Raw genomic sequence first — 12,607 nt, forward strand, 5'->3', positions numbered from 1 at the left:
CAACTATTTTTTCTTAATGTATATGCATTTTAAAATTTGATAATTATAAAATGGAATATATGATGTATCTCTTTAAGGTATACTTAATTTGAAAAATCGTAAATTCATCCGCAAATCAAGAATTTTATAAATTACTATAGGGTAAAATAATCCAAGGAGGAGATTATTATGCTTACTAAAAAATCTAATTTTTTAATTTTCATATTATTATTGATGACTTTAATAAATTCTTTAATATTCGCTAATTTCTTCAAATCAAATAATGCTTTAGCTACGGGTAGAACAAATACATATACTAAGTCCTATAATAAAGACAACCCAATATTATATCCATTAGGCACATCAGATAAATTTACTGAAAAGCAACTTGCAAGTAATATAAAGTGGAAAAATAATATAGTTAAATTCGCAAAGGATAACCCTGACGTAATATTTTTAAATGGACCAACAAAAGAGAAAATTGTATCCTTATCCTTTGATGATGGTCCTGATTCAAAGATAACTCCCAAAGTACTTGATATATTAAAAAAGTATAATGTAAAAGCTAACTTTTTCTTCATAGGTGAAAGTGCTAAAGCTAATCCTAATGTGGTAAAAAGAGCTTTCAATGAAGGACATTTGATTTTAAATCATTCTTATACCCATGCTGATTTAACTAAGCTTAGTGAACAAGGAGTTACTAAAGAACTTAAGTCTACTGATAATATATTGTATACGCTTATAGGTAAAAAACCATTGATAGTTAGGCCACCTTATGGTGCTATAGATAATAAAGTTATCAATGTTTTTAGAACAAATAATTATAAAATGGCTATATGGTCACTAGATACATTTGATTGGTCTCAAATGGAAAAAAATCATATTGTTGATACTGTAATTAACAATGTTCGTCCTGGTGAAATAATACTTATGCATAGTAATTATGATAAAATTGCAACTACTGAAGCATTGCCACAAATTATTGAAAAACTTCAAGCTAAAGGATATAAAATCAAAACTATTTCTGATATGATAAATATTAAAGCTTACAGATAGATTAAAGTAGCAACTAAAGAGCCATTAAACCCCAAGTAAGAAAGTTGTTATAAAAAAACATCTGTGTGGTTACACACAGATGTTTTTTTCCTATTTAGGTTGTTTGGAGTTAGATAAACTTTCACTAGCTATGTCATTTTCCGCCATAACAACATTTCCTTTTCTTTGTAGTTTATTCCAACCAACAGTTATCCCTTTAAAGGCTGAAAAAATTGATTTTATAACTACATAAGTCATAAATTGACGATATATTATTCTTTGAAGGAATAACCATATTAAAGGTTTTGGATTTTCTTTTTCTAATCTAAATGCATATAATGAAGCTAAAAAATCGATTATAAAAAATGAAATGTAATAAATTAATACTTTTTTATAGTCCTTACTCGCAATCCCAATTATAAAATATATATCAGTAAGTGGTGATATGGATTGTAATATATATTGAAATAACCACATATTTGGTAGTGCAATAAACCCTAATGCTTTCTGTTTTAAGCTAAAAACAGCATCCTTGTGTTTCCATAGGCATTGTAATGTTCCATAAGACCACCTATATCTTTGCTTTATAAGACTTTTTACATCCTCTGGTGATTCTGTATAAGCATACGCCATTTCTTCATAAGCAATTCTATATCCGTTTTTAAGTAATTTTAAAGTAATATCAGTATCTTCAGCTAATGTATCCTCTTCATAATACCCAGCAGCTTTAACTGCTTCTCTACGCCATGCACCTATTGCTCCAGGCACAACTGTAATACAATTAAGGTATGCAAATGCTCTCCTTTCAAGATTGAATCCTGTTATGTATTCTACATGTTGCCAAGTAGTTAATAAATTATGCACATTACCAACCTTGCAATTTCCTGATACTGCAGCTACTTTTTTATCCTTGAAGTGACGTACCATAAGCGGTATTGCATTTTTATCAATCAAAGTATCTGCATCTAAGGCAACTACTATCTCAGAGTTAGATTCTTTAAATCCTACATTAACAGCAGAAGATTTACCACCATTTTTTTTAGTAATAACTTTTACCCTGTTGTTATCTTTAAATGTCTCTCTTACTATTTTTGACGTATCATCTTTAGACCCATCATCAACTACAATTATTTCAAAGTTAGAATAATCACTTTGTAATATAGAGCTTATGGTTTTACATATTACCTTTTCTTCATTGTAAGCCGCGATTACAACACTAACTGTAGGCTTATATGTTTCATCAATAGGTAATGAAGTGTGGTCTTTCTTTTGTTTCCATGAGAAATAAATTAAAAATATAAATCTAAAAATACCAAGTATTATTGCAACTGTAAATAAAACAGAAATAACATACTTAAATGCAACTATACCTCCAAATACTTGTTTATCATAAAACATAAATACATTTTCATTCGGAGTTACTACTGGCATAATAGCATCTCTATTTTTTCCTAAAAGCTCACCTATAGTAACAAATTTATATCCTTTATTTTTTAATTCTTTTATTATATTTGGCAATGCTTTAATTGTATTTTCCCTATGTCCTCCTGCATCATGAAGAAGAATTACATTACCTAAATGTAACTGTTCACCTATACGTTTTACAATTACATCTGGCTTAGGTGATTCCCAATCACGAGGATCTATAAGCTCTCCAATCATAGTATAGCCTTCTTTTTGAGCCCTAAGTATTGGAACAATTTCTTCTTGTGTAGATGGTTCTGCATCAGCAACATATGGCGGACGGAACATCACCATTGAATGCCCTGTAAGTTCCTCTACAAGTCTTTGAGTTGCATTTAACTCCATTTTTGTAGTAAGTTCCGATACTTCGGCTATATTAGGATGAGTAAATGTATGGTTCCCAATTTCATGTCCTTCCTTATATATCCTTTCTATGATATCAGGGTTAACCTCTGCATTTTCTCCAACAACAAAGAAACTTGCTTTAACATTATTTTTCTTCAGTATATCAAGGATTCTGGGTGTATATTGTGGATCAGGACCATCATCAAAAGTCAATACCACTTCCTTGCCTTTTGGTTTTCCGTATCTATAAGCCTCAAAAGCAACAGGATATTCTGCATAGTTCTCATTTATAATAAATCCATTTTTATCTAAAGATATGTCTCTCTTACCATCCTTAGAGTTAGATACAATCCGTAGTACTTCTCCTTCACCAGAATAATGAATAGGTACAGGATTTTTTAAAACCTTGAGACTATCCACATGTTTATCTAAATTTGAAGAGTCTTTTAATACATTCCAAACAGTAGGGTCTTCTGAACCCATTCTCCAAATAGCAACTCCTTGTGCTCCTGCTTCGTAAGATATTTTCATTTGATTGTATAATGTTACTCCATCTAAAAGCCAAATTATGTGATTTTCACCACCATCTTTATATCTTAAGTAAGGGTTTCCATTACCTTCATCCCAGTTAATTTTAAGCTTGTATTGGGTAGCCATTTCCATAGTATCCCCATATGTCATGACATTTGCTGGTTCCTTACTTCCTTCTATCCAGTCAAGTCCATATGCACCAAGCCCAACAATAAGCTTGTCATCTGAAATTTCCATGTTCTTTACAACACTTTCAAACCATTTATTTGAAGCAATTGGACCAGCTTGGCCTGTTTGATAATGTTCATCATAAGCCATTACAATGACATAGTCAGCTGAGGCTTCAAGCTTATTATAATCATAAGCAGCATCACTAGCTGGAACATCAATTGAAACTTGTAATCCATTTGAATGAAATTTTCCATAAAGTGCTGACAAAAATTCAATATACTTTTGTTTATCTGTTTCGAGCACATTTTCAAAGTCTACATTAATACCATTATATTTTTGTTTTTTTACTTCATTAAAAATATTTTCTATAAAAAGGTTTCTTGCTTTATTATCTGAAATAAGCCTGTGAAGTACATCAGAATCCCATTTTCCATCAATATAATTATTTATAAGAGGCGTAACTTTAACATTATGCCCTTTTGCAAGTAAATCAACTGAAGTGTCTGGTGTAGACTTAATACCTAAATCCTTATTAAGATGAAACCAATCTGTAACTAAAATGTTTATACGATTAATATTTGAATTTAAAGATACTTTGCTGCTTTCATCCCAACTTACATAGAATCCGAATATCTTTTTACTTTCATTATTAGAATGTTTTTTTATTCTCTTATGTTTTTGAAATTCTAATTGAAAGGATGTTTTAAATTTATCCTGTTTCTTTAATTTAGATGAAATTGAATTTTCGTTGAATTTATCAAATATAGGTGTTATATTTGAATGTATTTTCATGTGCTTAAATGCTATTCCACGTAAAAATGGATTAACTCCTATACTTAATCCAAAAATTGATACAGATACAATAGTTATTAGTATGAAAATAATTCCAGAACGTTTTAAAAATTTCCATCGTTGACCTGAAATATCATGGAAAATAAAGTTCTTATTATGTAATGTCACTTCATCTAAACCATTAAATATCCTACCATAAAACCATTTTAAAATAGGATATATAATACAAGATAATAAAAGTCCACTAATAACACTTCCTATTAAATGATATTTTGAACTTAGTGACCATTGTTTTAAATGTGAAAAGGATAAAAACTTCAAACTAAAAAATGGAATATCATAACCAGCTATAAAGTTACCTATCCAAAAAGAAAATATATGAAGTATTGGATAAAACATGGTTAATCCCGTTCCCAATATCAATGCAATAATATTAAGATTAAATATTATTGAAAAAGCTATTATTATAGGCATTCGAATTCCTAATAATGGCATCATACCAATGAAAAATCCTAGTGAAGTACCAAACGCCATTTTTTTCGATGAATTAATCGAAAAAAAACATTTGTAAATCCATTTTAATAATTTGTACACTATTACCACCCCCTGATTCTATTATTCTACACTAAGTATTAAATCGTCACAATTATGAACTTTCATATAATAGTTTGAGTCACTAACTCATTGTACAAGAATAATCATTTTGATTTTCTAATTATACTATTTAAATAATCGCCTTTCAATTTAAATATTGCACATTAAATTTAAATTTTGTTATAAACTTTTAAATTGTAATCTCACTATACCTCCCAAATCTAAAGGAATGGGCCTTCCACAGGAAATTGCAATTAAAAAGATACAGAAACTGAAAATAATATCAGTTCCTGTACCTTTTTTCTTATCCTATCTTTGAGGTAGTAAGTTGTTTTTCTGCATAAAACCTAAACCCCTTGAGAATTTTAGGCTTACTGTAACCTCATCTTTAGTTGTCATTCATATGATATATATGACAATAATTTATGAACAGCCCCCTAAGTTATTGTTTGTAATAATTAACTTGCTCTGCAAAACTATTTTCTATATTATGAGGAATTGGTAAATCCATCATTGTTTTAAGTCCTGCCCTGCTAGCAATAACTTGTGGAATCATGTTTACAGCTATAGCTATAGTTCCTATTCCACCAGGTGTTTCAGGTTTTATTGATAAATGAAGATCTGCATCTCCTTTTATATATATATAATCGCCAGTTTCCACTGCTTCACATTCTGGATGTATTTGTAGTAGATGTTCTAGTGTTATAATTTGTTTCCCGTTTTTTGTAGCTATAGCTCTATGATCACACCCAGCTACCATACCTGGCTTAACCTTAACACAGAGGGTTTCTCTATGAGTATTTGATACTATTGGTTCGAGAGTTTGAGTTATCTCATCATACTCAAGGCCTAAGGCTTTTGAAATCATTGGAATAGATTGTGCAAAGCCTATGTGACCAACTATGGAGCCATTTTCAATGCCAGCTTCAAATTCTTCTATAGTTAAGCCCACACCTTGAGTTCTCATTATAGTTGGCCCATATGGAGATAAATCGTTTATCCTTTCTGCTCTGATAGATGCTACATTTCTACAGCTAGAAGATAATGTAATAATTAATGTATCTAAAACAAATCCTGGATTAACACCTGTCCCTAAAATTGTTACATTATTTTCTTTTGCAATTCTATCCATTTCCTTAGATAATTCTTTTTCCACGGCAAAAGGATAAGTCATTTCTTCTGCAATAGTAATACAGTTTTTCCCATTTTTTACTATGGTTTTTATTGCTGGATATTCACTTTTCACAAAAGAATTAGTTGTAAGAATAACTATGTCTGCCTTTGTTTCTTTAATTAGTGTCTCTGCATCATCACTAACAATTATTCCCATATTTTTAGTGTTTAAAATTTGTCCTAAATCTTTCCCTAATTTCGAAGGCGCCTTATCTAATGCACCTACAATTTCAATACCCACTTTAGTAAGTATCATTTTACCAATACCGGTTCCCATTTCACCAAGTCCCCATATGATAACTTTTATGTTTTCCATTATTATTTTCTTACCTTTATTAAATCCCTAACATCTCCTATAATAGCTCTTGGAACCGGTAAATCCAGCATTGTTTTGAGGCCTGGCTCTGAATTCATTACAAGTGGAATCATATTAACACATATAGCTATTGTAGCAATTCCTCCTGGTATTTCTGGTTTTATTTGAAGGTTTAAGTTTGGAACTCCTTTAATTGTTATATAATCTCCAGTATCAATATTCTCCATTTCTGGTTTGATCTGTTGAGGATGTTCCATGGTTATAAACAATTTATCTCCTAAATTTGCATATCCAATTTGTTTACATCCAGCAACATCACCAGCATCTACGGAAACAATATCTGTGCTTCGTGGAATAGTTGTAAGAATTGGTGATTTTTCTTGTCTAATATTATTTAGCTTAATATTAAATGCTTCTTCAAACATTCCAAAGGATTGTAAAAATCCAACATGTCCATCTATTGTATTGTCTTTAACTCCTTGTATAAACTCTTCTTTTTTGAGTCCAATACCTTGCTCAACCATAACAGCTTTTCCAAAGCAAGCTAGGTCATTAACTCTAGTAGCATTTATGCTATCAACGGTATCAGAAACTCCTGTAAGCATTATTGCAACTAAATCCATAATAAATCCAGGATTTACTCCAGTTCCTAATATGGAAATTTTATTTTCTTTAGCAATTCTATCCATTTCATTTGACAATTCTGGGTCTAGTGCTCTTGGGTAGGACATTTCTTCAGCTGTTGTTACAATATCCATGCCAGCTTCTGCTGCCATTTTTATTAATGGAAATACCACTTTTGTAAAGGAAGCTGTAGCCATAAGGCAAACATCTGCATAACCTTTTTTTATTACATCTTCAGCATTTTTTGTAATTATACAGGAATTATCTTCATTGGCGTCTACTCCTAAGACTTCATAAAGCTTTTTAGAAACTTTACTAGGATCCATATCAATAGCACCTACGATAGTAAATCCTGCTTTACCCAGAACCATTTTAGCGATACCGCTACCCATAACGCCTAGTCCCCAAACTACTACTCTTATCTTGTTTTTCATAATATTTTCCTCCTCAAAATTTAATATTCTAGTTATACATTTTAAATTTAGTTTTAATTATTGTAATATTTTTCAACATAAGGAGATGTCATTGCCGCCATCAAACAACCATAATCTACGTTAAAATCTATTACATCTCCAACTAAAAGCTCTTTTTTGCAATTGGTTATGTCTAAAATAAGATGATCACTACTTGCACCAAAAATACTTATATCAGAGTCCACTGGAACTAACCCTTCAAGCCTTATATCTTGTCTTCCTACTGCTATAATAGCTCTTTTTCTTATTCCTTGATCTTCAAAATGAGGAATATTGCCAAAAGCGTCCATTCCAATATTCCCTGTTGGGATTGTTGGTTTATTCTTTATTTCAACTATTTCACCCTTTAAGATAAAAGCATCTTCATAACAATTAGCTACGGGCTTTCCATAAGCAGTTTCTCTGCCTAGAAGTATTGATTCTCCAATTCTTAACTGATTAATTTCTTTTGGCATAGAATTATTAATAACCATATAAAGACTGCTAGAATTCCCTCCTGAAATTACTGGTAAACTTATACCGAAGAGTTTTTCTATATCTCTTTTTAAGGCTATAAGCTTTCCTAAATTTTCATTATCAGGAATTACTCCACCATAACAAGTAACATTGGTGCCCAGTCCAATTAAATTAATCTTATCTAATTTTAATATTTCGCGCGCAGTGGAAGCTGCATCCTGGATTAGGACACCTTCTCTTAAATCCCCTATATCTACCATTAGAATAATATTGTGAGTTTTATTTAAATCTTTTGCAGCTACTGATAAGGCCCTAATTGTAGCAAGCTCTGAATTTAAACTTGTATCGCTATACCTAACAATTTCATAAGCTTCGCTAATCATTGGAATTCTAATCATCAATTTGGTGCAGTCTAAAACTTTAGATTTTTTCAAATTTGATATTCTAGAATCCGCAACCCCTTTAATTCCAGCCTTTAGTATAGCTTCTGTAATTGGACTTTGAGCACAAAACACTTTAGTCACCGCGGCAACCTCTATATTCACTTTATTACACATATCTGTGATTGTTTTTGCATTGTGTGTTAATTTCCCTAAATCTACGTCCACACAAGGGTAAATTTTTTTCATATATCTACTCTCCTTTTTCTAACTAGATCGCTATTTTCAATAATTTCCATGTCCACCGTTATGCCTAAGCTTTGAATTAGTAGTGCTTTGGCAACTTCTTTATTTTCTCTACTTAAAACTCCAGCGCAGGCCATAATATAGTTTTTGTCGAGTAGCACTTTAGCACTTTTTTTAGGTAGCATTGTAACTTCGTCCTTTAAATATCTTATTTCTAGGAGCATTGCTTCCCCTTTAGGAAGTCTTGTAAGTGCCCCTCCGGTGCCTATTATATATTTAACCTCAGATAAATCCTTACCATAAGCTACAAATCCGCTTTCACCATCATATTTCCTTTTTATAAATCCGACATGCCTGCTTATAGCAAGATCTAGGGCTTTTTTAGTTAGCAGGCTACTCGCATTTATATCCTCAGCTTCTGTAGGAATAGGTTTTATGTGCTGAGTTATATGCTGCTTAGTAAATTCACCTAAATCACGTGTATCTAGTAAATCTATTAGATTTTTACTGTTAATAAAAACTCCAAGATCCCCTTCTACAGTTCTTTTAGCCTTTGGTTCAGGATTTACTAGCATATCTAAAACTACAGTACTTCCATCAGTAACAGAATGTACATCCGTGGTAGCTCCTCCTACATCAAAAACTACTAAATCGCCTATAATATCATATAAAACTTTTGAGCTTTCCATAACTGCTCCTGGAGTTGGCATTATGCTTCCATTTACCATTTCTTTTATTTTATTCATTCCAGGTGCTTTAACGATATTCTTTTCAAAAGCCTCCTGTATTATTTTTCTTGCCGGCTCCACATTTAAGCTATCCACCATTGGATAAACATTATCAATCAAATAAATCTCTTGACCTTCAAATATGTCTTTAATTTCTTCTTGATTTTCAATATTTCCACAGTACACAATAGGTTTATTAAATTTTTCTGCACTTATAAGTTCTGCATTATAAAGAGCTGTTTCTCTTTCACCATAATCCGTACCACCAGCAATCATTATCATGTTGGGGTTTATATCATGGATTCTCTTTAAATCACTTTTTCTCATCTTGCCAGCAGTAACCATTTTTATGATACCACCTGCACCTAAAGCAGCTTCTCTAGCAGCTTTAACAGTCATCTGTTCCATTAGTCCATGAACAGTTATTCGAAGACCACCTGCAGCACTTGAAGTTGCTAGCATCCTGTCCCAGGTAAGTGATTCTCCAATTTGATTTTCTATATCTTTTACTGCAGTTTTGAGTCCCATAGTTACATCACCGTCTAAAACTGTAGTACAGCTTTTACCTTGAAAAGGTATATCTACAACAACGTGGCCTTTATCATCATAGATGGCATTAAAAGCTGTAACCAAAGTGGTTGTACTACCTATTTCAGCAACTAGATAATCTACTTTCAAATGAATTTCCTCCCTTTTATGCTTCTTCTTCCTCTTCTTCATTATCAGCAATACCCATTAACCTTTTAATTATGAAGGATGCAACAGCTGTACCATTTGATCCGCGACCAAATCCAACATCCATACCATTTGCTTTAGCTATATCATCTGTTACTTGTGTACCACCAGAAACAAGTATAATTTTATCTCTTACTCCTTTTTCGATGCATAAATCATTAAGCTTTCTCATGTTCTTTATATGCACATCATTATGAGAAATGATTGTACTACATAGTATTGCTTGAGCTTTTGATTCTATAGCGGCATCTACTAATTTTTCTATTGGGCAGGAGGTTCCAAGGTAAACTGCTTGTATACCAAATCTTTCAACTCCACCATGTTTTATATCAATAACTTCTCTGAGTCCTACTGAATGTTCATCTTCACCTACAGTAGCTGCGGCAACTTTTATTGGGTGCTCTTTTACATAATCTTTCATAACTTGATTTGATAACACTTTTCTTCTCTTAGGAAGTACTAATTCATCACGTTTTACAGGAGTAAAATCGCAAACACCCTTAATTTCTACAAGACAACCTTCAGATTTTTGCAGAACTTGTTTATGAAGAACTTCAACATTTTTAAGGTTCATTCGCTTGCCCATTTCAAGGGCTGCAGCCTCACTAATCTGCTCATTTTCTGGTATAAATAGAGTAACTTTAACGTACCCGTCTTTTGCCCATTGAACTTCCGGAATAATAGTACCATCTTCTTTAACTTTTTCCATTCTCTTAAATACATTATCATTTTCATCTAATTCATCAATATATTGAATTTTTGAATGGTTGCATAAGGTACATTCATGGATTGCATCACAAGCTTTTTTATATTCACTCGGAACATTATTAAAGCCAAAATGACCACAAACTGGTGCAAAATAATCACTGTCTCTTAAAACTATTGTATCCACAGCATCTCCGCCATCCATCTTTCTTGCAATACCATCATCATTTCTTTCAGGATACTCGCCTGAATCTATAAAGAATCCAGCATCAACTGATTTAAAATAACCCCCTACTTCTATCATTTCTTCAAGGAACATTATGGCTCTTTCTTCAAGTTCTCTAGCTTTTTCAGGTAAATATCCAGTCTTCTTAAGTTCTATCATGTCCATTAGACCATCCATACCTAAAAAGGATTGTTTTGTAGTATTTATAGCATGAATATTATTATAATGCCATGGAACATTACGTCCTTCATCAGGAGTTATAGTACTTTGAATGTCCACGGAAGTTAATTCTGATATTAATAAATTCAATGTATGACCAACTGTAGCTTCTCTTTCACAAGACTCTACATATTTTGTATTCATCTGAGCTCTCATTTTGTACTTTTTAAAGAAATGTCTAAGCGCCACTGCATAAGGCAAATCATATCTCATGCAAGGTGCTGGTGCTGAAGTTGGTGGTACAGTAGACAATGCAATATTTTCTGGTTTCATTCCTACCATTTCTGAAAAACAAGAATTTATAGCATGTTGAACCATTAGCTCTGGCATTACCTTATAGCCCTTCATAGCTGTTGCATTGGCATTATGTGCACCATCTATTTGAAGGATATTTGCCCAGCACATTACACCTTTTGCTACTGCTGCATCTACAAAGGATCTATACATATTTATATTTCTATAAAGAACATTGTATTGTGGATCTTGATGAGCTCCATTAACCCCTTCTTCTGCGAACATAACTGCTACATCTGGACCTGCCACACCTGATACATAGGAATGGAAATTAATTCTTCTTCCTACTTCTTCTTCTATTAAATCTATAGCTTTTCTTGTTGCTCTAACTTCTTTTCTAGTTATTGGAACGCCACCTATACCTTCTGGGCTTCCTTCAAGTAATCCATCAAAATGACTTTGCCCCATTGTCCTTATAACCATTAAATGATCCGCACCATGCCATGCAGCCATTCTCATTCTTCTTATATCATCTTCAAATCTTCCTGAAGCTATTTCTGTAGTAATAACAGGTCTTGGTTGTGGGTCTATACCCTCAAAGCTTCTTGCTGCTGGAAGACCATGGCTTTTCTTTAGTGGAGCTGATATTTCATGGTATGTAAACTCTCCTACTTTTCCTTCTTTATTTTCTTCTCTCCAGTGCCAACCTCTCCATTTTGGTTCATATTTATCTAAGTCTTTTAATATCTCTTCCACATTAAGTTTTATATTTTCTTCTAACTTTTCAACCATTACTTGTCACTTCCCTTCATTTTTTCTGATACTATATCCCAGCCTATTCCTCTGCACAATTCCTCTCCTGCTTTAAGGTAATCCATGTTCTTAATTTTTGCATAAGTTAAAATAACATTTCCAATACCTTTCCCAAGTAAATTATATTTCGTACCATAATCAATTAATGGTTTTGCCTGCAAACTTGAAAATCCCATTCTGAGTACTACAGACCTCTCTATAGATGGTGATGTATGAGTATAAGCTAAATCCACAATAGGTTTTACAATTTCCTCAGTTAAGTTCCAAAATCTATCATATAATTGCTCCTCGGTAAGACCTTTCAAATGTTCCCTTCTTATTTCAAAATCATCTTCTCTTTTCATAAATTAAATTCCTCCTAAAAATTT

8 protein-coding genes are annotated in these 12,607 nt (G+C 32.2%); 1 reads left to right on the forward strand and 7 read right to left on the reverse strand.

Features of this window, described 5'->3' with window-relative positions:
• Positions 1–168 precede the first annotated feature (168 nt).
• The gene (locus tag G9F70_RS15685) at positions 169–1,035 is read left to right on the forward strand and encodes a polysaccharide deacetylase family protein (protein WP_164943862.1); all 867 of its coding nucleotides are present in this window, start codon (positions 169–171) and stop codon (positions 1,033–1,035) included.
• Between the two features lie 90 nt (positions 1,036–1,125).
• Here the strand turns inward: G9F70_RS15685 and G9F70_RS15690 are convergent, their stop codons facing one another.
• The 7 genes from G9F70_RS15690 to G9F70_RS15720 form a co-directional block, all read right to left on the reverse strand.
• On the reverse strand, positions 1,126–4,911 hold the full coding sequence (locus tag G9F70_RS15690) for a DUF2062 domain-containing protein (protein WP_164943863.1): 3,786 nt from the start codon (positions 4,909–4,911) through the stop codon (positions 1,126–1,128).
• Between the two features lie 442 nt (positions 4,912–5,353).
• On the reverse strand, positions 5,354–6,400 hold the full coding sequence (gene ord, locus G9F70_RS15695; protein ID WP_164943864.1) for a 2,4-diaminopentanoate dehydrogenase: 1,047 nt from the start codon (positions 6,398–6,400) through the stop codon (positions 5,354–5,356).
• Positions 6,401–6,402: 2 nt separating this feature from the next.
• The gene (gene ord, locus G9F70_RS15700; RefSeq protein WP_164943865.1) at positions 6,403–7,458 is read right to left on the reverse strand and encodes a 2,4-diaminopentanoate dehydrogenase; all 1,056 of its coding nucleotides are present in this window, start codon (positions 7,456–7,458) and stop codon (positions 6,403–6,405) included.
• A gap of 53 nt (positions 7,459–7,511) precedes the next feature.
• Positions 7,512–8,582, reverse strand: a complete 1,071-nt coding sequence (orr, locus tag G9F70_RS15705; protein ID WP_164943866.1) for an ornithine racemase Orr — start codon at positions 8,580–8,582, stop codon at positions 7,512–7,514.
• Complete coding sequence (locus tag G9F70_RS15710) at positions 8,579–9,985, reverse strand: GlmL-related ornithine degradation protein (protein WP_202017945.1); 1,407 nt, start codon at positions 9,983–9,985, stop codon at positions 8,579–8,581. Before G9F70_RS15710 ends, orr begins: the two co-directional genes overlap by 4 nt.
• 16 nt (positions 9,986–10,001) lie before the next feature.
• The gene (gene oraE / locus G9F70_RS15715) at positions 10,002–12,218 is read right to left on the reverse strand and encodes a D-ornithine 4,5-aminomutase subunit OraE (RefSeq protein ID WP_164943867.1); all 2,217 of its coding nucleotides are present in this window, start codon (positions 12,216–12,218) and stop codon (positions 10,002–10,004) included.
• The gene (locus G9F70_RS15720) at positions 12,218–12,583 is read right to left on the reverse strand and encodes an ornithine aminomutase subunit alpha (protein ID WP_164943868.1); all 366 of its coding nucleotides are present in this window, start codon (positions 12,581–12,583) and stop codon (positions 12,218–12,220) included. The genes oraE and G9F70_RS15720 overlap by 1 nt, the downstream gene beginning before the upstream one ends.
• Positions 12,584–12,607 lie beyond the last annotated feature (24 nt).

The organism is Clostridium sp. FP1, assembly GCF_011065975.2.
Classification (GTDB): domain Bacteria; phylum Bacillota; class Clostridia; order Clostridiales; family Clostridiaceae; genus Clostridium_AD; species Clostridium_AD tagluense.

Coding starts and splice junctions, on each gene's coding strand:
- G9F70_RS15685 (WP_164943862.1), top strand. CDS start 169: ATGCTTACTAAAAAATCTAATTTTTTAATTTTCATATTATTATTGATG.
- ord (WP_164943864.1), bottom strand. CDS start 6,400: ATGGAAAACATAAAAGTTATCATATGGGGACTTGGTGAAATGGGAACC.
- ord (WP_164943865.1), bottom strand. CDS start 7,458: ATGAAAAACAAGATAAGAGTAGTAGTTTGGGGACTAGGCGTTATGGGT.
- orr (WP_164943866.1), bottom strand. CDS start 8,582: ATGAAAAAAATTTACCCTTGTGTGGACGTAGATTTAGGGAAATTAACA.
- oraE (WP_164943867.1), bottom strand. CDS start 12,218: ATGGTTGAAAAGTTAGAAGAAAATATAAAACTTAATGTGGAAGAGATA.
- G9F70_RS15720 (WP_164943868.1), bottom strand. CDS start 12,583: ATGAAAAGAGAAGATGATTTTGAAATAAGAAGGGAACATTTGAAAGGT.